The sequence below is a fragment of the Corynebacterium sp. Marseille-P8863 genome, assembly GCF_946902955.1.
GTDB classification, from domain to species: domain Bacteria; phylum Actinomycetota; class Actinomycetes; order Mycobacteriales; family Mycobacteriaceae; genus Corynebacterium; species Corynebacterium gottingense.
On record NZ_CAMPQC010000024.1, the window covers coordinates 1 to 21,260 of the forward strand.

A 21,260-nucleotide genomic window follows, 5' to 3' on the forward strand; every position below is an offset into this window, starting at 1 on the left:
CAGGACTCCAGACGGACCATCTCTAGGACTTGATGGACCGCCTTCTCCTTGAATTCGGCGGAATACTTTCTGGGCATAGTGCCAATCCTTCCTTAGCAGAGGTAGGAACTAAACCCAGGACGCTTCACGGTTGGGTTGGGAAGAAAGGTAATCTACCACCATGCCTAGGTACTCCGAACAGTTCAAGTACAGGCGCACCGCCCGCTGGCGGGTCTCCTGGTCGTAGGGGCTGATAGCCATGATGTTCCTCCTGTGTTACATCATGCCCTCTCACCAACTCAGGCCGGTTCACTGTTGACCTGTTCATATTCTGGACGCCTGTAATACACCGCTCTAACAGTGTTAGTCCCGGTCATCCAATTGGCTAAAGCAGGATCGACACTCCCCACTAGAGCAAAAGCATCTTTCACCCAAGCGCAAAGGCTTCCTTCCCATTCACGCCCGATGCTACTAAGTATGGGTCAATGCGGATACCGATGCACCTTCCTGTGCTCGAACCAAGCCCAAATCAAAGAAGCCAAGAACAACAGTGGCGTAACCCACGCCAGACGATGCCACCAATGTGTTCCAAAGTATGATTCATCAGCACTTAGTCCTGCTAGATAATTGATTACAAGCGTTGCGATGAACAGCACTACAACGACAGTAACGCTCCACCAGTAGGCTGCGCTTTTCTGTTTACGCATCAATGCCACCTTCCTCAAGACATGTTTGCTGTTTTAGCACGGGTTTCTGTGGCTAGTCGTCTCCACCCACCCCAGATTACATCGTTCTGCTATTGTTCTAGGAAGTCCAACATCAGGGTGCCAATCCTCCAAGTTTCAACTAGGCTTAACTCGGACGACTTGAGATAGCGGGTGACACACAACCGGTATCCGCAACCCCCTTGGATTTTGCTTCATTCCAACCTGCAGTTTCAGGGATTGGTGACTGCATTGCCCTTCCCAAGACCGTAGGAAAGACCATGTATCGCGTACCTTCGGGCTGTCCTACAATGTCCACACGGTCGATTAGGGACAGACCAAAAGTAGCCTTGATTGGTTCATCATTACTTTCGGCGGCTGCACGCTCCGCAACGTGGTTGGAGGGAAGAACAACGACCGTCACCACAGTGTCTTTGACCTCAAATTCAAGGCCAGCTGGTGTGACTGCGTAGAGCCCCACTTCACCGCCAGGTTTTACTACTTCAAGGAAGTTGGAATCGCCCAGCAATTTAACTTTGGTTCCGGCTGGCCCCTCAATGCGAAAGCTATCCCCCCACCTTCAGTTGCGCCTCTGTTTCGCCACCACTGGAATCGGTGTTAGCTCCAATCACTGACACATCGCTCCCCTCTACGGGAACGTACTTGTTTACCTCATCTGCGGAAGCCTGCATTGAAAATGTCGAAATCAGCGCAAACAATGCCGTGGCGCTCACGCACGCCAACCTTTCTTGAACATGGTGAACCCTTTTCCAGAATTCCAAGATGCCCGGCTCGTCATCGGCTTACCTCAAGCCTACGACGAATGAAAAATGCAGTCAATAACCATTTGCGGTGCTGTTGCAAAGTTGGGCGGAGAGCAGCGAAGACTCAGTTTCTCATTCCCTGATGGCCGCTGCGTGTGGGCGTTCTCAGGCCGTCTCGAAGACCCGGTTGACGATCACCGCGTCCGGGTTCGGTTGCCCGTAGGCAAACATCGCGCCTTGCCCTTTCCGCAATGAGTGCATCGCCTCCATCCCTTTCAACGTCCGATATGCAGATGTCCGGTTCTTAAACGCGCCTTTCGTGTTGCGCGCGTGCATTTAGTAACACCGTGGTGAGTATCGAGTAGCGCGATGGTGAGTATCGAGTAACACTGCAGTTTTCGGGGGAAACTCTTTGGTGACCGCGTGACTTCATGGCACGCGGCATTGCCAAAGGAGTCTGATTGTGACTGACTACAGGGCGGTGATGGACCTTGTGCTCAAAGGCTGGTCCGTTCGCCAGATCACAGCGTCGATGGGATGCTCGCATTCCACCGTGCAAAAAGTTCGTAAGATGCTGCAAGCAGAGCAGATCACGACGACGGCCCAGCTTGCTGGGCTCAATGATGAAGCCGTAGCTGTGCTGTTTCATGACGGAAGATCCACAGGTCAGGGTGTGTTCGTCCCGATCGATTTCGATTCCGTGGTGAAAGCACGGACCGGAAGATATAAGACCACGCTGCAGGTCCTGTGGGGCAAGTACACCTCAACGCCAGCGCTGCCGGGCCAGCGGTACTACAGCTACGAGCGGTTTCGCCAGCTTGTAGCGCAGCACGTAGATGCCACCGGGGTAACCGCCCGGATCGTGCACGCACCAGCTCACACTATGCAGGTGGACTGGGCAGGAACGAAGATGCGCTTGTTCGACCCCACCGGGGGACGTCCAAGCAAGCTCAGTGTGTTTGTCGCCTCGCTTCCGTATTCCGGGATGCTGTTCTTGCTGGTCAGTGGGTGTTCTTTGGGGATTGTCGTGGTGGTTCCGGGGAATTCGGGGAATACTTCCGGGGACGGTTTGGGGAAGGGGTGTGTTTTGGGTGGTAAGAGAGTTTCGCGAATGGCTCTTTAGCCCCTCACCAGCAGTGATGTCGGTGAGGGGCTTTGCGCTGCGCGGTGAGACATATCCAACACCCCGTGCGCTGGGGAACGCCTCACAACAGGTCTACGCTGGGGAGTAGGGAAGGACCAGTACTTTTCCGCCGCACGAGCTACTTCGAGTCGAAAAGAGCCGACCATGAGCATCGAGACCTACGCAGACATCGCCATGATTGTCATCTTCATCATCGCCACGGTCGTGTACCTCAAGTATGGCGGTAATGAGTACAGCTACGACGCGAACGGCAAGCTGGTCCGCGAACCCGCCCCGGAACCCGCTCCGCAGCCAAAAGCGGCCTAGCCCGCCGCTGCGTGGAATAAAAGTCGTTGAAACGGCCCACGGTTGGGAGTCGTGGGGCTAACCTGCTGCTATGGAAGGCACACCACTTATAGAATCCCGCGGGATCGACATCGTCCCTGAATCTGAACGCACCGCGAAACCCTCCGACCTCTTCTGGCCGTGGTTCGCAGCCAACATCTCCGTCTTCGGTATCTCGTACGGCTCGTTCATCCTTTGGTTCGGCATCTCGTTCTGGCAGGCGGCTCTCGTCACCGCAGTCGGGGTGACGTTCTCGTTTTTCCTCTGCGGTCTTATCGCAGTTGCGGGCAAGCGAGGCTCCGCGCCAACTATGGTCCTCTCGCGTGCCGCGTTCGGCGTGCACGGGCAGAAAGTGCCCGGCATTATCTCCTGGCTCACCTCCATCGGGTGGGAGACGTTCCTTTCAATCATGGCGGTGCTTGCTACGAACACCGTGCTGCGGCAGCTCGGTGCGGACCCGGGCACGGCTGTCACCGTCATCGCCACCGTCATCGTCGCGGCGCTCATCGTGGCGGCGTCTGTCCTCGGTTACCACACCATCATTCGGATGCAGTCCGTGCTCACTTGGCTCACCGGCGCGGTCACCATCATCTACGCGGTGCTCGCCATCCCGCACATCGACCTGGACGCCGTCCGCGCTATTCCGTCCGGGCCCGCAAGCGCCGTGGTCGGTGCGCTCGTGATGGCGATGACCGGCTTTGGCCTGGGCTGGATCAACATCGCCGCAGACTGGTCGCGCTACCAGCGCCGCGACACCTCCGATGGCGCGATCATCTTCTGGAACACGTTCGGCGGCTCGGTTGCCACGGTGGTGCTCATCGTCTTCGGCCTCCTGCTCGCGGGCTCGGATGCATCGCTTGCCGACGCCATCGCGCAGGACCCCATCGGCGCACTCGCCGTCATCCTCCCGACCTGGGTGCTGGTCCCGTTCCTGATCACGGCGGTGCTGGCTCTCGTATCCGGCGCGGTGCTCGGCATCTACTCGTCGGGCCTGACGCTGCTCACGCTGGGCATCAGCATTCCGCGCCCGGCGGCCGCGGCGGTCGACGGCGTGATCCTGACCGTCGGCACGATCTGGGTTGTCTTCTTCGCCCAGGACTTCCTCGGCCCGTTCCAGTCGTTCCTCATTACCCTGGGCGTGCCGCTGGCGAGCTGGGCGGGCATCCTCATCGCGGACATTTATAGCCGGAAGCAGGACTACGACGAGGCCGCGCTCTACGATCCAGCGGGGCGCTACGGCGGGGTGGATGTGGCGTCGATAAGCATTCTGGCGATCGCATCGATCCTGGGGTGGGGGCTGGTGGCCAACGCATTCGCGGAGGAGGCGGCGTGGAATAACTGGCAGGGATACCTGCTCCCCCTGGTGGGGGAGCAGTGGGCCGATGCGAACCTGGGCGTGCTTGTGGCGCTGGTGTTCTCGCTGGTCGCGGCGTGGGTGGTGCGCCGCGGGCGAGTGCGCGCGCAGGAGCGCTAGTCCGCGCGCAGGTAGACCTGGGAGCCTTCCTCGCGGAACTTCTCCGCCATCTGCTCCTCGCCGACCGCGAGCGTCGGGATGCCGAGGTTCTGGATGGTCTGCTGCGTGTCAGCGTCCAGGACGGCGTCGATCTTGTCGCCGAATTCGTCGCGGATGTCTTGGGAGATGCGCATGGAGCAGAACTTCGGGCCGCACATGGAGCAGAAGTGCGCGGTCTTCGCGGGCTCGGCAGGCAGGGTCTCGTCGTGGTAGGCCTGCGCGGTGTCCGGGTCCAGGGAGAGCGCGAACTGGTCTTCCCAGCGGAACTCGAAGCGGGCCTTGCTCATCGCGTCGTCCCAGTCGCTCGCGCCCGGGTGGCCCTTTGCCACGTCAGCGGCGTGCGCGGCGACCTTGTAGGTGATCACGCCGGTCTTCACGTCGTCCTTGTTGGGCAGGCCGAGGTGCTCCTTCGGAGTGACGTAGCAGAGCATCGCGGTGCCGCCGGCGGCGATGTTTGCCGCGCCGATGGCGGAGGTGATGTGGTCGTAGCCGGGCGCGATGTCGGTGACCAGGGGGCCAAGCGTGTAGAAGGGGGCGCCGCCGCACCACTCTTCTTCCTTCTCGTTGTTGAGCTGGATCTTGTTCAGGGGTACGTGGCCCGGGCCCTCGATCATGACCTGGACGTCGTAGTCCCAGGCGCGCTTGCATAGCTCGCCGATGGTCTTGAGCTCGGCGAACTGGGCGGCGTCGTTGGCGTCGGCGATGGAACCGGGGCGGAGGCCGTCGCCAAGCGAGAAGGCGACGTCGTACTGAGCGAAGATCTCGCAGAGCTCGTCGAAGTTCTCGTAGAGGAAGCTCTCCTTGTGGTGCGCCAGGCACCAGCCGGCCATGATCGACCCGCCGCGGGAAACGATGCCGGTCACGCGCTTCGAGGTCAGCGGCACGAAGGGGAGACGCACGCCGGCGTGGATGGTCATGTAGTCCACGCCCTGCTCGCACTGCTCGATGACGGTATCGCGGAAGATCTCCCAGGTCAGGTCCTCAGCCACGCCATTGACCTTTTCCAGCGCCTGGTAGATCGGGACCGTGCCGATCGGGACGGGGGAGTTGCGCAGGATCCACTCGCGGGTGGTGTGGATGTCATTGCCCGTGGACAGGTCCATCACGGTGTCGGCACCCCAACGGGTGGCCCAGCGCAGCTTGTCCACCTCCTCGCGGATGGACGAGGTGACCGCGGAGTTGCCAATGTTGGCGTTGATCTTGGTCAAGAACGCGTTGCCGATGATCATCGGCTCGCTCTCCGGGTGATTAATGTTGTTCGGGATGATCGCCTTGCCCGCGGCGACCTGCTCGCGCACCTTTTCCACGTCGCAGTGCTCGCGCAGCGCCACGAACTCCATCTCCGGGGTGATCTCCCCGCGGCGGGCGTACGCCATCTGGGTCACGCGCTTGCCTTCCGTGGCGCGCAGTGGCGCGCGGCGGGCTCCACGCCACTCCTCGGAGGCGGCGCCGCGCTTGGCGGCCCGGGTGCCGTCGTCAAGCAAATTGCGCTGGCGTCCCTCGTACTCCGCAACGTCGCCGCGGGCGGCGATCCACTCGCTGCGCAGCGCGGGCAGGCCTTCTTCCGGCTCGGCCCAGGGGCCGCGGGTGCGGTAGAGCTTTACAGGCTCGTTCGGGCCGGTGGGGGAGTCATCCAGCGCGACCGCGGTCTCGGGGACCTCGAGGCCGTTCTTACGCAGCGGTGCGTAGCTGTGCTTGCGGTGGATTTCTTGCGCGTAGGCGTCAGACATGACACTCCTTCAGCTTCCTTCGCCGGTGCTAACCGGACAGGTTCGGACGGTGCCCGCGCGGCGTGTAGCGCGATCTCAGCCCCTACCTTGGGGCGCCCGTGTGGGATTGCGTAAACGAGTGTAGCGGCTAACAGGCGTGCGCTGCCATTGGGGGAGCTCACTTTCCGGCTGAGGCTAAGGATTTGCCTGGTTCCTGCGCTTCTGCAGCCGCCGATCGATGAGCCACCATTCGAGGGGAGTAAACAAGGTGGCCACGAGCCAGTACATCAGCCAGAAGCTGCCTGCCGTTCCGGTGACCAACATGAGCCCGACCAGGAGTGTTGCCGTCAGCGCCGCCGCGATACCGCAGCGAACCACGTTGCTGGCGGTGCTTCTGGCGAAACCTTCGCGGTGGAGTTCCGATGTTCCCCTGAACTTGTGGTCCGCAGCCTGGATGGTGTCGAGGCCGAAGACGAGGGAAAACGCGACGTAAAACGCGGCGAACCCGTGGAAGAAACCGGCTTGGTGGGTGGCGGAAAGGTCGTAGAAAGCGTAGGCCAGCAAGCCGAGATCAATGATGGGGGTCGTGAACAGGAGCGCCAACCCGACTTTCGGCATGTGCAGCTTGTACCGTGCGAGGAGTCCTGACAGTAGACAAATCCAAAACAATACTTCTGCAACCAGAATCACGGCGAGCATGGGTGCAAGTGTATCGATTATCGCGGGCTTTCTAGCGACTTGGACCAAAGCGGCCCGGTGCGCGTGGTGTAGCCGAGCGGCTCGACGTGCACGATCGTTTCTGCGGAGCCCAGTGCGTTGGCCATGCCGGCTTCGATCTCGTCGGCGTGGGCGTGCGCGTACGACACGGTCCACTCGCCCGGCACCTGCATGACCAGGCTAATGAGCCGCTCGCGACCAAACGCAGCCGTACGTACGGAGGTAAACGCCACCCCGTTTTGCTCGGCAAATGCATCCAGAAATGCGTTGAGTTTTGCAAGCTCCTCCGCGGGCAAAGCCTCAGACAGCAGGCTTAAGATGGCGCTGCGTAACAGCACGAAGCCGGTGAAGAGGATGTTTGCGCCAACCAGCAGCGCTACGATCGGGTCGAGGACCTGCCAGCCGGTCAGCGCCACGAGCGCCATGCCGACAATCACGCCGACGGTGGTCCACACGTCCGTGAGCAGGTGTTTCCCGTCCGCCTCCAGGGTTGCAGAGCGGTAGCGCTTCCCGCCGCGCACGAGCGCGTACCCGGCGGCGGCGTTGAGTACGGCGGCGATGACGGAGAACAGTAATCCCACGCCGAGCTGCTCCACCGGCTGCGGGGAGATGAGCCGTTCTACGCCGGTGTAGATGATGGCCACGGCCGCGACCAGGATGAGCGAGCCCTCCACTTGGGCGGAAAAATATTCAGCCTTGGAGTGCCCGAAGTTGTGGTTCGCGTCCGCCGGCTTCGCGGACAGCTTGAGCGCCCAGAGGCCGACGACGGCGGCCACGAAGTTGATCACGGTCTCGATCGCGTCTGACATGAAGCCGACGGAGCCGGTGACCCAGGCAGCGACCATCTTGAGCACGATGGTGAGCAGGGATACCGCGATGGAAAGCCACATGAAGCGTTCCAGGATCTTTTGCTCTTTTTGGAGTGAAGGGGGCAGTTCAGGCATGCAAGTGTCCTCCCGCAATTGGGGCGCTTCGGCGCCGTACGTGCAACGGTCCGAAGGTCTCGCTCACTCCAATCCGGAGCCGGCTGCCCGGGCGCGTGCGCCAGTATGTCGACCAACCGATTGCGGGCTACTCCCCTTCAATGGATAGTGAGTGTAGCAGGGCGTCGATAAGCAAGTGCCCTACAATAGTCACCGTTTTGAGTTCCCAACGATTGGAAAACACCATGGCACGCAAGCGCGGCCTTCAAACTGATCCGGTGATCTTCGGGGCATCGCTCGGCTTCATCGTCGTCTTCGTGGCGGCGACGCTGGCGTTCGGTGATCGCGCCCGCCAGCTTTACAGCTCGATCTCCGGGTTCCTAATGGACAATTTCTCCTGGATGTACATCGGCGGCATCTCCGCAGTGTTCATCTTCCTCATCGTCATTTTCGTCTCCCGCTTTGGCAACATGCGGCTCGGCGACGACGAAGACGAGCCCGAATACAGCTACCCAGTCTGGTTCGCCATGCTCTTCGCCGCCGGCATGGGCGCGACGCTCATGTTCTGGGGCGCCGCGGAGCCGCTGAACCACGCGTACAACCCGCCGCGCGGCGATATGGAACCAATGAGCCGCGAGGCGATCGTGCAGGCCTTCGAGTTCACGTACTACCACTTTGGCATCCACATGTGGGTGATCTTCACCCTGCCCGGCCTGGCCATCGGGTACTTCGTGTACAAGCGCAAGATGCCGGCGCGCATGTCGTCGATGTTCGCTCCGCTGCTCGGCGGTCGGGTGTACGAGACGCCGGGCAAGCTTCTCGACGCCCTGGGGATCATCGGTACCATCTTCGGCCTCGGTGTCTCTGTGGGCCTTGGTGTCCTGCAGATCTCCGCGGGCCTGAACATTCTGTGGGGCGTGCCGCTCATTACGCCGGTGCAGCTGGGCATCATCCTGTTCATCACCATCGCGGCGTGCCTTTCCGTGGCCACCGGCCTGGACAAGGGCGTGAAGATCCTGTCCAACGTGAACATCGGCGCGACGATCTTCCTCATGCTCTTCGTGCTTGTCTCCGGCCCGACGCTGGCGCTGATGGGGCAGATCACGGAGTCCTTTGGCATCTACGGCAACTCGCTGCCCGAGCTGATGTTCTGGGTGGACTCCTACAACGACAACCCGGGCTGGCACGCCACCTGGACGGCGTTCTACTGGGCCTGGACGATCTGCTGGTCCCCGTTCGTGGGCATGTTCTTCGCGCGCATCTCGCGCGGCCGCACCGTCCGCGAGTTCATCGGCGGCACCATCCTGCTGCCGACGGTGTTCGACCTGATCTGGTTCTCCATCTTCGGCCGCGCCGCGATGGAGATGGAGGCCGAGGACCCGGGCGTGCTGACCAAACCCGTGGTGGAGGACGGCGACACGCCGCGCGCCCTGTTCTCGCTGCTGGCGGAGTACCCGCTGTACGCGGTGACCGGCGCGGTCGCCCTGTTTGTCATCGTGATGTACTTTGTCACCTCCATGGACTCCGCCGCGCTGGTGGTGGACATGTTTGCCACCGGCGAGGAGAACAAGTCCCCGGTGTTCTACCGGGTTGGCTGGGTTATCGCCGTCGGCCTGGTGACCGGCGCGCTGCTGTTTATCAATGACTCCGGCATCCAAGCCCTCCAGGAGGTGGTGATCATCATCGCCTTCCCGTTCTTCATTACGTACTTCATCATGATGTGGTCGCTGGTCAAGGCGATGACGGACGACTCCGCAGCCGCCCGCCGCTACCGCTCCCGCCAGTGGGAGAAGACCGACACCGCGGAGAAGCTGGAGGAGGGCGAGAACAAGCCCGCGCCGGGCTACGACGCCGAGGGCAACCCCGTCGACCGGCCCGAGTTTAAGTACGACGCGGAGGAGGGGACCTGGCGCCTCGAGGACTCCCTCATCCTCGGCGAGGATGTGCAGGTCTCCGGCGACGGCGAGCCGAAGGCTGGTTCCAAGGTCAACTGGGTGGAGCAGCAAGACCCGAAGTAGGCGCGATCGGCGCCGAAGGCTGAGAAAACTGCGCAATGCGTAGTTTTCTCAGCCTTTTTCGTGTCGTGAGTGGGGAACAGGAGTTTGGGTCCCGCCGCGCATTCGAACATATACTGAGGAAACTGCGCATTGCGTAGTTTCTGTGAGTCTGCCGAGCTGGGGACAGCTTCTCGACGCCCATGACCCCTGTTGTTATACCGCCATAACCGCAGGCAGGTGGCGTGTTCGGGTGGGGTGCTACCGTGTTGCGTACAACCAAAACTCCGACCATCCCACCTCCCGAAAGGGGCCTGCACCATGACGATCACGACCACCGATGCCACACCAAAGCCACCTACCGCAGACAAAAGTGTGGACGACAAGACGCAAGATTTCGAACATTCTCCGGGCGACGACGACGCGATCGCGGAGCTCGCTTCCCGCATCGAGGACACGTTTGGCAGGATCACCACCTGTAAAGCGCAATTGCTGCACCAGATTGGCATCTTTGATTCGCTGCGGCTGGCCCGTAGGTGCGGGGCGAGGACGACCGCGGGGTGGCTGGTGCGGCGGCTGGGGATCTCGCAGACCACAGCGCACGAGTACGTGCGCGTCGCTCGTGAGCTGACCACGTACCACCTGCTCGCGGAGGCATTCCAGGAAGGTGCAGTGAACTATTCCAAGGTGCGCCTGCTCCTCCCGTACCTGAAGAAGAACGACGAGTCGACGCTCGTGGAGATGGCACGGAAGTACGGCTACCACGAGCTGGAGGCGGAGCTTGCGCTGCTGGACAGGGACGAAGGCGAAGATGCCCCGACACGGTCCTCGTACGTGCGGATTGCGGAGCGCAAGAACGGACGCTTCGGGCTGTGGGCCGACCTCAGCCCGATGGAAGGCGCGCAGGTAGCGGCCGCGCTGAAGATCGGGGAACTGGCCTACCACGACGTTGACCTGCAGGATGCGGTCAACCGGGACGCGGTTGAGGAGGAGCTGGAGGACCTGCCCACCTCGTCCGGGATCGGGATGCCCACGGGCAAGGTGATGCTCGCTGCGTTCATGGGGATGGTGAATATCGTGCGCTCGCGCCCGAAGAACCCGCTACGCGCCCCGGGTGCGCACGTCAACATCGTGACCACGGTTGACGGAGGGGCCTATTTGCCGGTTGGGGGCTCGGCGGCGTCGGCAAGCGTGGCGCACGCCGTGGCGAACGCCATGGTGCGCGTGAACACGGTGGACAAGGACGGTCTGATTCTCAACACGTCGAGGGCGTCGCGGCTGGCCACGGACGGGCAGTTCAACGCGCTGATGACTATGTGGGGCGGGCGCTGCGCGATGCCTGGATGCGACCATACGCGGTTCATTCAGGTCCACCACGTACACGACTGGGCGGACGGAGGCGCCACGGACCTGCACAATCTGCTGCCGTTGTGCTCGTCGTGCCACGCGATGGTCTCGGAGGGGTGGATTCGCATCCTGGAGGACGGCCCCGACTTGCACTTCGTGTTTCGGGATGGGAGCAGGTTCGTGGCGGAAAGCTATCAGGCGCCGCTGCGCAGCGACGCGTCCTTGACCCTGCGCGAGTTCAACCAGGGGAGCGCTTAGCGCGCCAGGCGCATCCTGCGGTGCGGGATGCCGGTGTCGAGGAACTCGTCGCCCTCCGCGACGAGTCCGAAGCGGGAATAGTAGCTGACCAGGCCGGATTGGGCCTCGACGATGAGGTCGCCGGGCCAGCGCGTGGTGTACTCGATGCCGGTGCGTACGATCTCGGGGCCGAGGCCGGTGCCGCGGTGCGCCGGGGCGACGACGAACCTGCCGAAGCGCGAGCCGGTTTCGGTGGGGAAGACGCGCGCGCAGCCGGCGAGCTCGCCGCCGTCGGTAAGCGCCAGAATGTGTCTGGTGTCCGGGTCGGCGTCCTGGTCGTCGATCTCGTTGTACGGACAATCCTGCTCGGCGACGAAGACGTCAACGCGGAGCTTGTATAGCGTGTGGACCTCGCGTGGGGTCATCTCATCCAGCGATTTCAGCACGATCACGGTGCGGTTCAATCCTTCCTGCCTTGCCGTAGGAGACGTGGCGGTGTGCCCATTCAAACGGGCCCTGCTTTCCAGCAGCTTCGAGTGCGGTGGCGAGTAGCACGGTCGCAAGCCACACGCAGGCGCTGAGTGCGAGTTTGCCGCTGATGGTCCAGTCCTGGCCAAGTCCCAGGCTAAACGGGTACACCAATGCGAGAAAGAAAAAGGTCTGCGCCAGGTACCCGGACATCGAACGCTTGCCAAGCGCGACCAGTGGGTACGTCCAGGCAGACGCTGTGTTATTTAACCGGGAAGTAACGAGCGCGAGTGCCGCGAGGATCCCCGGGCCGGTCAAGGAACCCCACGACGAGTTGAGCAGGTGCAGGCTCGACTCCAACTCGGGATTGAGCACGCCAATGGCGGCCAGCCCCCAGGGCAGACCGATGGCCAACATGATGACCCCGGCCAGGATCGTCCACGTCCACAGCGTGCGTGCGTGCTGCTTGGTGTTGACCAGCACGCCTTCCTTCGCCCACACATAGCCGATGGTGGCCAAGGGGACAAGCTCAAGCAGGATAAACGGGGTGGACAGCAGCATTTCTGCCGCGTTGGCGAGGTTGTTGGTGAAGTAGGTGCCAAAACTCCCAAATTCTTCATTGAGCACATTGTTCCCACCCATCTCCTTAGCCACCTCAGGGATTAACGCCGCTGATACGCCAATGAATGAAGTGAAAAGGATGTAGAGGCCGAGGCAGGAGTACGAGATGATGCGCAGCACCTTCGTCGAGAGCGTGAACATCACCGAAAGCAGCAGCCCGACGAAGCCGTACATGGTCATGATGTCGCCAAAGAACAGCAGGCACAAGTGGGCCAGGCCAAAAAGCGCGAGCGCGCCGTAACGTCGGGCCAGGACCTTTCGCGCCTCACCGACCGGGTACTGCTTCCGGTACAGGCTGGAGACGACAAGCCCGAAGCCGAAGCCAAGCAGCGTGGCAAACATGGGCAGGCCGCGGGAGTGGACGAAGAGGGCGGCGAAGAGGGCCAACGCGGCGTCGATAAGCGAGCCCTCTTGCACCCCGCCGACACTCCACCCGGGGCCTGACTCCGGCTGCGAGTGCTGATTGATCATCCAAAATAGCGAGCCGTTGGCGAGAGCGATGCCGAGCAGCGCTGTGCCGCGGGCAAGGTCGGGGACGAGTAGTCGTTGCATGGGCCTCACTTTTACCAGCTGCTTACCGCATCAGCCAGGGCGAGACCGAGACGAGGATGGCGCGGGTGGCCTGGTCGAGCGTGGGCTGCAGGTCAGGCGCAAAGAAGGGGGAGTGGTTGGACGGGGCGGAGTTGATGTCCGAGCTGCTGCCCACAAACCAGTAGAAGTACGGCGCGCCGAACGCATTGGCAATGGTGGGGAAGTCCTCGGAACCGCCCAGCCGGCCGAAGTCGCCGACCACATCGCCGAACTGCTCGCGGAACGCGGCCATCACCTGCTCGGCGATGGCCTCGTCGTTGGAGAACTCCGGCGCCCCGCCGACAATCTCAAACGTCGGTTCCGTGGTCGCGCCCGCCGCCGCGCACTCGGCGCGGACGATGCGCCGGATGGCGCTGTTCAGGCGGTCGCTGACCTCGGTGGTGAACGCGCGGGTGCTCACGGACAGCTCGGCGGTGGCGGGGATCGTGTTCGGGGATTCGCCGGCGTGGATCGCGCCCACCGTCACCACGCCCATTTCCTGCGGGGCGATCTCGCGCGACACAATGGTCTGCAGGCGGGTGATCACGTGCGCCGCGATGACCACGGGGTCCACCCCCTTCTCCGGCATCGAGCCGTGCGCGCCGGTGCCGTGGATGGTGATTTTGGTCTGCACGCACGTGGAACACACCGGCCCGGCGAGCGCGCCCATCCCGTAGCCGGGAATCATCGGGCCGACGTGCTGGCCCAGCACCACGTCCGGGGTCGGCACCTTCTCCGCCAGGCCGTGCTCCACCATGTCCCGCGCGCCGGCGCCGGTTTCCTCGCCGGGCTGGAACAGTGCGAGGAGCGTGCCCGACCAGGCGTCAGTGTGCTGCGCAAGCATTGTCGACGCCGCGAGCAAGGCCGCAGTGTGCATATCGTGCCCACAGGCGTGGGCGGCGCCGAGCGCGGGGTCGGCCGAGTACTCCAGGCCGGTCTCCTCCGAGAGCGGCAGGGCGTCGAAGTCGGCGCGGAAGCACACGGTCGGCCCTTCGCCGTTGGTGAGGATGCCGACCTTGCCGGTGGCGCCCACCGGCACGACGGTGAAGCCGGCGGCTTCCAGCTCTTCGCCGATGCGGGCGCTCGTCTGGTGCTCTTCCAGGGCGAGTTCGGGGTGCTGGTGGAACCACTTGTACAACGCTTCGCGCTCGCCGCGGGTGGCGTCCAGATCGGACTCGAATGGTGCAAACGGTCCAGTGAGTGCAAAAGATTTCGTCATGGGGACATGCTAGCCCGGGCACTTCCCACCTTTGATGTGGTAAATGAGGAAATTGGGACAAAAACATGGCAATGTATACGGCAGTTGCTGTTGTGGTCTATGTAGGAAGAATGCCCATGATTCGTCGTCGTATCGCCGCCCTGATCACCGCGTTTGCCGTGGCCGCATTGCCCGCGGCGCCCGCGAACGCCGGTGAAGCGCCTGCACCGCAGCCGGCGCCGATCGACCCGAACTACACCTGGCACGATGACGCAATCTCGAAGGTACTCGCCGGCAAGCCGCTTGCGGACTACGTCCTGCACCGCGTGCCCGGCTCCTTCCACGACGCACCGCGCATCCCGCGCGAGTCCAACGAGGCCCTGCAGCGCGGCAACTCCCTATACGGCCCTGGCACCCCCATCTACGTGGGCGAGGGCGACAACGAGGTCATGTGCACCGTCGCGGTCGCCGGCTACGGCGAGCACGGCAACAAGTACGCCCTGACCGCGGGGCACTGCGGCAAGGTGGGGGACCCGGTCTCCTCGGCGGACTCCTGGCAGGTGGGGCACTCCGGCAACATCGTCAAGGTCAACGAGCGCCTGGACTACGCGCTCATCGAGCTCGGTTCCAACGCCGAAGTCACCCGCTCCTACGACGGCGTGACCATCAACCACCTCGGCTCCGCGCCGGTGAAGCCGGGCAAAAACGTGTGCAAGAAGGGCGTGGCCTCCGGTGAGACCTGTGGGATCACCTGGTCGGACTGGAACGTGCAGAACGTGAACCAGGTCTGCGCCATGCAGGGCGACTCCGGCGCGCCCCTCTACACGGACGACCGCCTCGTCGGCATGATCAACGGTGGCCTGTTCCCCGCGCCGTTCGACGTGCAGTGCACCACCCCGCTGCAGGGGCCGATCTACGCGCCCACCAGCGCCGCCCGCATGGACGCCATCTTGGCGGACCTGAACAACGGGTTCCGCCTGCCGTAACCTAGCGCAGGGCCGAGAGCGCTGCGCCGTGGAGCGCGCCGTTGCTGGCCAGCGCGTCGCCGCCGTGCGGGCCGTCCTCGCCGGACAGAGAAGTAAACTGCCCGCCGGCCTCCGTGACCAGCACCGACAGGGCGGCGAGGTCCCAGAGGGAGACCTCCGGTTCGGCGGCGATGTCCACCGCGCCCTCCGCGACGAAGCAGTAGTTGAGAAAGTCGCCGTAGCCGCGCAGGCGCCAGGTCTGCTCCGTCAGGCCGATGAACTTCTCCAGCAGGCCGCGATCACGCCAACCGGCGAGGGAGGACATGGCGAGGGAGGCGTCGGCAAGCGAGCGCACCCCGGAGACTTTGAGTCGCGTGAGCTCGCCGCCGTTGAACGTGCGCCAGGCGCCGCCGCCGGTCGACGCGTACCAGCGGCGGGTCAGGGCGGGGGCGGAAACGACGCCGACGACCGGTTCGCCGTCCACAAGCAGCGAAATGAGGGTTGCCCACACGGGCACGCCGCGGACGAAGTTCTTCGTCCCGTCGATCGGGTCGATGACCCACTGGCGGCCCTCGAACGCCACCTCACCGCCGAACTCCTCGCCAAGCACCGCGTCCGCCGGCCGCGACTCCGCAAGCTCCGCTCGGAGCGCCTCCTCGACGGCGAGGTCCGCGTCGGAGACGGGTGTCATGTCCGGTTTGGACTCCACCCGCAGGTCAGAGGCTTCGAAGCGCGCGAGCGTGAGCGCGTCGGCCGCGTCGGCCAGTTCGAGGGCGAGGGCGAGGTCGTCGGCGAAATTACTCATGCCCGGCAAGTCTAGTAGTGATGTCCTGCACAATCTGGGCGTTTCCCGCCACGCACCATGTCACTCCGCCGGCATCCACCTTGCGGGCCACGCCGCCCGCCGCCTCCACCAGCGCCTTGCCGGGCAGCCAATCCCAATCCGCCACGGAGTGCTGCAGCCACCCGCCGATCTGCCCCGCGGCCACGGTGGCCAGGTCAATCGAGCCGGCGCCCCACATCCGGATCGTCGCCGCGTCGCGCACCGCGCGCAGCCACACGTCGCGCACGGCGTCCTCGCGCATGTACGTGGGGTGCAGGTACGTGGCCAGGGCTTTCTCGCTTATCGACGCCCCCGCCAACCCCTCCGCACGCTCCCCGTTTACCGTCAGCACGCCCTGGTTGGCCAGCCACGTCGTGTCCGTAGCGGGCCGGTGCACGGCGCCGAGGCGCACCCGTTCCGTGTCCGCTGCCTCCGTGAGCGCGATGGCAGAGCAGAAGTAGTCGGAGCCCTGCGAGAAGTTGTAGGTGCCGTCGACCGGGTCGACGACCCAGGTGCGGCCGGTTGCGGAGTCGCGGGCCGCGCCCTCTTCTCCGACCACGCCGTCGTCGGCACGCAGCGCGGCAAGCGCGTCGGCAACGAACGCCTCCGCGGCGCGGTCGGCCTCAGTGACCACGTCGGACACGGACGTCTTGTAGTCGGTGGTCAGCCCTTCCTCGCGCATGCGCAGCGCGAGCTGGCCTGCGTGCTTGACCAGGGCGGCGGCGAGCGCGGCGTCGTCGGAATTGCGGTGGGCCTCAATGAACTGTGCGGTGGATGTCATGCGGCCCATTATCCACGGCATCGCGGTTTGGCGCGGGGGACCGGGGCTGCCGCATTGCTCCTCGACTAGACTGCGCTCTTATGCAACCGGAGACTCAGACGCGCATCGCCGACCTCGACTCGAAGCTCACCACCATTGAAAAGGTGATGGACCTCGAGGAGATGGGCGTGCGCATCCGCGAGCTCGAGCAGCAGGCCGCCGACCCCTCGCTGTGGGACGACCCGTCGCACGCGCAGCAGGTCACCTCGGAGCTCTCCAACGTGCAGGCGCGCCTGCGCAAGGTGACGTCGCTGCGCACGCGTATCGACGACCTCCCGGTCATGGTCGAACTCGCGGAAGAAGAGGGGGACCCCTCCATGGCCGCGGAGGAGCTGGAGGACGTGGAGGCGCGAGTGGAATCGCTCGAGGTGCAGACCATGCTCTCGGGCGAGTACGACGCGCGCGAGGCCGTGGTGAACATCCGCTCGGGCGCGGGCGGCGTGGACGCTGCGGACTGGGCGGAGATGCTCATGCGCATGTACGTCCGCTGGGCGGAGAAGAATGGCCACAAGGTAGACGTCTACGACATTTCTTACGCGGAGGAGGCGGGCATCAAGTCGGCCACCTTCGCCGTCCACGGCGATTACATGTACGGTCAGCTCTCCGTCGAGCAGGGGGCGCACCGTCTCGTGCGCATCAGCCCCTTTGACAATCAGGGGCGCCGCCAGACCTCGTTTGCGGAGGTCGAGGTCCTGCCGGTGGTGGAGCGGACCGACCACATTGACATCCCTGACTCGGACATCAGGGTCGACGTGTACCGTTCCTCCGGTCCCGGCGGGCAGAGCGTGAATACCACCGACTCGGCGGTGCGCATCACCCACATCCCCACCGGGATCGTGGTGACCTGTCAGAACGAGAAGTCCCAGATTCAGAACAAGGCCTCGGCGCTCAACGTCTTGCAGTCCAAGCTGCTGGAAAAGAAGCGGCAGGAAGAGAAGGCGGAGCTGGATGCGCTGGGCGCGGGCGGCAACGCGTCGTGGGGCAACCAGATGCGCTCCTACGTGTTGCACCCGTACCAGATGGTGAAAGACCTGCGCACCAACTACGAGGTCGGAGACCCGCAGAAGGTGCTGGATGGGGACCTCGATGGCTTCCTCGAGGCCGGCATCCGGTGGCGCAAGGCACAGGAGCAGGGCGAGGAGTAGCTCCTACGCGTGGCGGAGGTCGATGCCCTTCGTCTCCGGCAAGATGTACATGCTGATCAGCGTCAGGATGCACATCGCGATCACGTAGGTGCCGGACGCCCACGACAGGTCGTGGGCCACGAACCACTGGAAGATGTAGGGCGCGGTGCCGCCGAACACTGCCACCGAGATGGAGTAGGCGAGACCGATGCTGCGCGTGCGCTGGTCGGTGGGGAAGACCTCCGACATGACCGGGGCGAGCAGCGCGCCGCCGGCGGCAACGGCAATGATCGCGAGGGTGGACGCGACGAGGAGGGTCCACGGGCGGGCGTCGATAAGGCCCATGAGCGGCAGTTGCAGGAGGGCCAACAGGATGGCGAAGGTGTACATGACGGGCTTGCGGCCGATCTTGTCGGACAGCGAGCCCCACATCGGCAGGGCGATCAGGCCGATCGCCTGCGCCACCACGGTGACCCAGTAGGCGCCCTGCGTGGACATGCCCTGCTGCGCGATGGCGTAGGTGGAGACGTACGAGGTCCAGGTGTAGTGGGCGGCGGTCACGCCGGAGACCATGCCGATGACCAGGAGGACGTTGACCACGACGGGGCGGTGGTTGACGCGCTGTTCCACTGCCTCGTGTGCGCGACGGTCGTCGTCCTCGTTGGCCACTGCCTCGTCGAGTTCGGTGAAGTGGTCGGACTCCTTCATGTGGCGGCGCATGTACAGGGCGAAGATGGCAGCCAGGGCGCTGATCCAGAAGGGGATGCGCCAGCCCCAGGCGCCGATCTGCTCGTCGCTGAGCACGAGTGAGATGCAGCCGCCGATGACGTAAGCAATCACGGAGCCGCCGAAGATGGAGACGTAGACCAGCGACCCCCACTTGCCGCGCTTGGACGGCGGGGCGATCTCGGGGATGTAGCTGTTGGCGGCCGCGGACTCGCCGCCGTGGGCGAAGCCCTGGGCGACGCGAATGAGGAGCAGGCCGACCGACGCCCAGATACCGATGGTGTCGTAGGACGGGAGGAAGCCGATGAGCACAGATGCGACCGCCATCATGATGATGGTGATCATGAGTACGGCCTTCCGGCCCTTCTGGTCCGCGATGTGCCCGAAGACGATGCCGCCGAGTGGGCGGACGAGGAAGCCGACGGCAAAGACGCCGAAGGTGGCCAGCAGGGCGGAGGTCTGGTCCGCTTTGTGGAACATCGCCGCCGCGATGAACGGGGCGAAGACGGCGTAGGAGCTCCACTCGAACCACTCGAGGACTTGGCCGATGAGGCTGGCGCCGAGCGACTTTCGGTCTGCGGGGTACTCGTGGTCCGGATGGTGCTCCGGTGCCACGGGCTGGGTCTGGGTGGTTGACACGAGGCCTCCCTAGTCTGTGGGGTGGATGGGTGTGAGCAGAAACTATAATCCAGGTCACTCATTAGGGGTGGGGAACCTGGGTCTCACTGAAAAGAATTTGTATTCCGAATCACAAGCGGTGCGTTTGTCCAGGTAAGGGGCGTGGGCGGGGTGTCGCCGTTGGCGTGCAAATGTGCGCATAGCGAACCCGCGTGCATATTACGCACCACTTTCGGGGGAAGTGACTTAGGGCTTCACTACGGGAAATAGTGGGATATATGCGATATTCCGAAAAACTCGTCGCACATCACACTTTGAAGTGCTTACAATGAGCGCACCGGAAACACACGTCTTGAGCGGGCCAAAGTTCAAAGGCAGTCCCGATTCTGGTGTTTTTAAGGAGGAAAATATGGTTGCTCTCAAACCAGAGGAACTCAGCACAGAAAGTCTCGCCGAGATTCTCGCCGCGGGTGGTCGCCCTGCGAACAGCGAGCGCGAGATCAAGATCATCGACACCACGCTTCGCGACGCCCACCAGTCCATCTGGGCGACGCGCATGCGCACCGAGCACATGCTGGAGATGCTCGACGACATCACCAACGCGGGCTTCGAGCACGTGGACCTCGTCGCGCCGATCCAGTTCGACGTGCCCGTGCGCTACCTCAGGGAGGACCCCTGGGAGCGTGTTCGCCTGGTCCACGAGAACGCGGCGCCGGGTACCAAGTTCCGCGCCATGGTGCGTTCCCGCAACCTCGCGTCGTTCGACTTCTTGCCCGACGACGTCATCCACGCGTGGGTCGAGCGCCTGTACGCCAACGGTTTCCGCGTCATCGGCGCGTTCGATGGCCTCAATGACATCGACAACATCGCCGACACGCTGATCCTGGCTAAGGAGCTCGGCGCGGAGACTTACGGGTGTCTGTCCTACTGCCTCAGCCCCGTGCATACCGACCAGCTCTACATTGACAAGGCCCAGGAGTTGGTGGAGCGCACCGACGTCGACCGCATCATGCTCAAGGATGCCGGTGGCCTGCTCACCCCGGACCGGATGAAGACGCTGATCCCGGCGATCCGCGGCGCGATTGGGAACGACCTACCGCTGGAGGTCCACACCCACTCGCTTACCGGTCTGTCGCCACTGACCTACATCTACGCCGCTGAGCTCGGAGTGGACTCCATCCACACCTCGACCGCGCCGTTGGCCAACGGCCAGGGCCAGCCCGCGACCCAGGCGCTCGCCCGTGACCTGCGCGCGCTCGGCTACACAATCAACATTGACGACGAACGCGTGGACAACGTGAGTAAGAAGATCCAGGAGATCGCTGACAGGGAGGACAAGCCCGTCGGCAAGCCCCGTGCCTTCGACGGCGTCCACTACATGCACCAGCTGCCGGGCGGCATGCTCACCAATTTTGAGTCCCAGCTGGAGACCGCCGGGCTGTCCGACCGCTTCGAGGACCTGCTCTACGAGACCGCGCGCGTGCGCGAGGAGCTCGCGTTCCCGATCATGATTACTCCGTTTGCGCAGTTCGTGGGAACCCAGGCCGTGATGAACGTGATCTCCGGCGAGCGCTACTCCGTGGTGCCTAACGAGATCAAGAAGTACGCACTCGGCCACTACGGCGAGCCGCTCGCGCCGATCGACCCGGATGCGCTGGAGAAGATTAAGGCGAACGGCTCGGCCGAGATCAAGGAAGGCCGTCCAAAGCTGGAGCCGGCACTTCCCGCGCTCAAGGAGCAGTACCCGGACGACGACATCGACACGATCCTGCTGCGCGCGAACATCCCCGGCAACAACGTGGACGAGATGAAGCGCTTCGTCGCCGAGGGGCGCGCCGGCCAGGGCGAAGGCGTGCCTGGCGGCGAGCTGACCAAGCTGGTCCAAAAGATCTACGACACCACTAATTCAGGCGAGTTCCACCTCAAGACCGACGACCTCGAAATCAACCTCACCAAAAAAGGAGACAAGTAA

19 protein-coding genes, 1 pseudogene and 1 riboswitch are annotated in these 21,260 nt (G+C 63.6%); of the genes and pseudogenes, 8 read left to right on the forward strand and 12 right to left on the reverse strand.

Annotated features, from left to right (window positions below; translation table 11 throughout):
- Positions 1-831 precede the first annotated feature (831 nt).
- From OVO38_RS11890 to OVO38_RS11900, 3 genes and pseudogenes are all read right to left on the reverse strand, one after another.
- Complete coding sequence (locus OVO38_RS11890) at positions 832-1,212, reverse strand: hypothetical protein (protein WP_144718762.1); 381 nt, start codon at positions 1,210-1,212, stop codon at positions 832-834.
- A gap of 37 nt (positions 1,213-1,249) precedes the next feature.
- Entirely contained in the window at positions 1,250-1,417 is a 168-nt protein-coding gene (locus tag OVO38_RS11895; protein ID WP_158522248.1) for a hypothetical protein, read from the reverse strand.
- 195 nt (positions 1,418-1,612) lie between these two features.
- Positions 1,613-1,765, reverse strand: a pseudogene (locus tag OVO38_RS11900) (IS6 family transposase); the annotation flags it as partial.
- Positions 1,766-1,910: 145 nt separating this feature from the next.
- Here OVO38_RS11900 and OVO38_RS11905 point away from each other — a divergent pair.
- From OVO38_RS11905 to OVO38_RS11915, 3 genes are all read left to right on the forward strand, one after another.
- Positions 1,911-2,570, forward strand: a complete 660-nt coding sequence (locus tag OVO38_RS11905; RefSeq protein ID WP_267208616.1) for a helix-turn-helix domain-containing protein — start codon at positions 1,911-1,913, stop codon at positions 2,568-2,570.
- Positions 2,571-2,735: 165 nt separating this feature from the next.
- On the forward strand, positions 2,736-2,897 hold the full coding sequence (locus OVO38_RS11910) for a hypothetical protein (RefSeq protein ID WP_158221641.1): 162 nt from the start codon (positions 2,736-2,738) through the stop codon (positions 2,895-2,897).
- Between the two features lie 70 nt (positions 2,898-2,967).
- Positions 2,968-4,389 (forward strand): purine-cytosine permease family protein, encoded by a 1,422-nt coding sequence (locus OVO38_RS11915; RefSeq protein ID WP_267208617.1) that lies wholly within the window; start codon positions 2,968-2,970, stop codon positions 4,387-4,389.
- On the opposite strand, the gene thiC is transcribed toward OVO38_RS11915, so the two are convergent.
- From thiC to OVO38_RS11930, 3 genes are all read right to left on the reverse strand, one after another.
- Positions 4,386-6,158, reverse strand: coding sequence for a phosphomethylpyrimidine synthase ThiC (gene thiC, locus OVO38_RS11920; RefSeq protein WP_095548580.1), 1,773 nt, complete (start codon positions 6,156-6,158; stop codon positions 4,386-4,388). The two genes, OVO38_RS11915 and thiC, sit on opposite strands and share 4 nt — an antisense overlap.
- Positions 6,156-6,268: riboswitch (TPP riboswitch) on the reverse strand. Its footprint overlaps the gene before it by 3 nt.
- A gap of 64 nt (positions 6,269-6,332) precedes the next feature.
- A complete protein-coding gene (locus OVO38_RS11925) occupies positions 6,333-6,836 on the reverse strand; it encodes a hypothetical protein (RefSeq protein ID WP_144718753.1) in 504 nt (167 codons plus the stop codon).
- A 17-nt stretch (positions 6,837-6,853) separates the two neighbouring features.
- The gene (locus OVO38_RS11930; RefSeq protein WP_239216794.1) at positions 6,854-7,798 is read right to left on the reverse strand and encodes a cation diffusion facilitator family transporter; all 945 of its coding nucleotides are present in this window, start codon (positions 7,796-7,798) and stop codon (positions 6,854-6,856) included.
- Between the two features lie 224 nt (positions 7,799-8,022).
- Between OVO38_RS11930 and OVO38_RS11935 the strand changes: the two genes are divergently transcribed.
- Positions 8,023-9,795, forward strand: a complete 1,773-nt coding sequence (locus OVO38_RS11935) for a BCCT family transporter (protein WP_267208618.1) — start codon at positions 8,023-8,025, stop codon at positions 9,793-9,795.
- A 297-nt stretch (positions 9,796-10,092) separates the two neighbouring features.
- Positions 10,093-11,376 (forward strand): HNH endonuclease signature motif containing protein, encoded by a 1,284-nt coding sequence (locus OVO38_RS11940; protein WP_239216793.1) that lies wholly within the window; start codon positions 10,093-10,095, stop codon positions 11,374-11,376.
- On the opposite strand, the gene OVO38_RS11945 is transcribed toward OVO38_RS11940, so the two are convergent.
- From OVO38_RS11945 to OVO38_RS11955, 3 genes are read right to left on the reverse strand one after another with little or no spacing between them, the layout of a single operon-like run.
- Positions 11,373-11,807 (reverse strand): GNAT family N-acetyltransferase, encoded by a 435-nt coding sequence (locus OVO38_RS11945; protein ID WP_267208620.1) that lies wholly within the window; start codon positions 11,805-11,807, stop codon positions 11,373-11,375. The two genes, OVO38_RS11940 and OVO38_RS11945, sit on opposite strands and share 4 nt — an antisense overlap.
- Positions 11,782-12,996 carry a DUF418 domain-containing protein gene (locus OVO38_RS11950; protein ID WP_267208622.1) on the reverse strand — a complete coding sequence of 405 codons (1,215 nt, stop codon included), beginning with the start codon at positions 12,994-12,996 and terminating at the stop codon, positions 11,782-11,784. Before OVO38_RS11950 ends, OVO38_RS11945 begins: the two co-directional genes overlap by 26 nt.
- Positions 12,997-13,018: 22 nt before the next feature.
- Positions 13,019-14,233 carry an amidohydrolase gene (locus OVO38_RS11955; protein ID WP_267208623.1) on the reverse strand — a complete coding sequence of 405 codons (1,215 nt, stop codon included), beginning with the start codon at positions 14,231-14,233 and terminating at the stop codon, positions 13,019-13,021.
- A 116-nt stretch (positions 14,234-14,349) separates the two neighbouring features.
- Here OVO38_RS11955 and OVO38_RS11960 point away from each other — a divergent pair, with 116 nt between their 5' ends.
- On the forward strand, positions 14,350-15,198 hold the full coding sequence (locus OVO38_RS11960) for a S1 family peptidase (protein WP_267208624.1): 849 nt from the start codon (positions 14,350-14,352) through the stop codon (positions 15,196-15,198).
- Between the two features lies 1 nt (position 15,199).
- Here the strand turns inward: OVO38_RS11960 and hisN are convergent, their stop codons facing one another.
- Together hisN and OVO38_RS11970 are read right to left on the reverse strand one after the other, a co-directional pair.
- The gene (gene hisN / locus OVO38_RS11965; RefSeq protein ID WP_267208626.1) at positions 15,200-15,982 is read right to left on the reverse strand and encodes a histidinol-phosphatase; all 783 of its coding nucleotides are present in this window, start codon (positions 15,980-15,982) and stop codon (positions 15,200-15,202) included.
- Positions 15,975-16,781: an inositol monophosphatase family protein gene (locus OVO38_RS11970; RefSeq protein ID WP_267208627.1), complete on the reverse strand. Its 807-nt coding sequence runs from the start codon at positions 16,779-16,781 to the stop codon at positions 15,975-15,977. The genes hisN and OVO38_RS11970 overlap by 8 nt, the downstream gene beginning before the upstream one ends.
- A gap of 80 nt (positions 16,782-16,861) precedes the next feature.
- Here OVO38_RS11970 and prfB point away from each other — a divergent pair, with 80 nt between their 5' ends.
- Positions 16,862-17,965, forward strand: coding sequence for a peptide chain release factor 2 (gene prfB / locus OVO38_RS11975; RefSeq protein WP_239216786.1), 1,104 nt, complete (start codon positions 16,862-16,864; stop codon positions 17,963-17,965).
- Between the two features lie 3 nt (positions 17,966-17,968).
- Here the strand turns inward: prfB and OVO38_RS11980 are convergent, their stop codons facing one another.
- Complete coding sequence (locus OVO38_RS11980; RefSeq protein WP_416358596.1) at positions 17,969-19,285, reverse strand: MFS transporter; 1,317 nt, start codon at positions 19,283-19,285, stop codon at positions 17,969-17,971.
- A gap of 412 nt (positions 19,286-19,697) precedes the next feature.
- On the opposite strand from OVO38_RS11980, the gene OVO38_RS11985 reads away from it, so the two are divergent.
- Entirely contained in the window at positions 19,698-21,260 is a 1,563-nt protein-coding gene (locus OVO38_RS11985; protein WP_095278942.1) for a pyruvate carboxylase, read from the forward strand.

Coding starts and splice junctions, on each gene's coding strand:
- OVO38_RS11970 (WP_267208627.1), bottom strand. CDS start 16,781: ATGACATCCACCGCACAGTTCATTGAGGCCCACCGCAATTCCGACGAC.
- OVO38_RS11960 (WP_267208624.1), top strand. CDS start 14,350: ATGATTCGTCGTCGTATCGCCGCCCTGATCACCGCGTTTGCCGTGGCC.
- OVO38_RS11930 (WP_239216794.1), bottom strand. CDS start 7,798: ATGCCTGAACTGCCCCCTTCACTCCAAAAAGAGCAAAAGATCCTGGAA.
- OVO38_RS11925 (WP_144718753.1), bottom strand. CDS start 6,836: ATGCTCGCCGTGATTCTGGTTGCAGAAGTATTGTTTTGGATTTGTCTA.
- OVO38_RS11915 (WP_267208617.1), top strand. CDS start 2,968: ATGGAAGGCACACCACTTATAGAATCCCGCGGGATCGACATCGTCCCT.
- OVO38_RS11935 (WP_267208618.1), top strand. CDS start 8,023: ATGGCACGCAAGCGCGGCCTTCAAACTGATCCGGTGATCTTCGGGGCA.
- OVO38_RS11985 (WP_095278942.1), top strand. CDS start 19,698: ATGGTTGCTCTCAAACCAGAGGAACTCAGCACAGAAAGTCTCGCCGAG.
- OVO38_RS11940 (WP_239216793.1), top strand. CDS start 10,093: ATGACGATCACGACCACCGATGCCACACCAAAGCCACCTACCGCAGAC.
- hisN (WP_267208626.1), bottom strand. CDS start 15,982: ATGAGTAATTTCGCCGACGACCTCGCCCTCGCCCTCGAACTGGCCGAC.
- prfB (WP_239216786.1), top strand. CDS start 16,862: ATGCAACCGGAGACTCAGACGCGCATCGCCGACCTCGACTCGAAGCTC.
- OVO38_RS11955 (WP_267208623.1), bottom strand. CDS start 14,233: ATGACGAAATCTTTTGCACTCACTGGACCGTTTGCACCATTCGAGTCC.
- thiC (WP_095548580.1), bottom strand. CDS start 6,158: ATGTCTGACGCCTACGCGCAAGAAATCCACCGCAAGCACAGCTACGCA.
- OVO38_RS11950 (WP_267208622.1), bottom strand. CDS start 12,996: ATGCAACGACTACTCGTCCCCGACCTTGCCCGCGGCACAGCGCTGCTC.
- OVO38_RS11910 (WP_158221641.1), top strand. CDS start 2,736: ATGAGCATCGAGACCTACGCAGACATCGCCATGATTGTCATCTTCATC.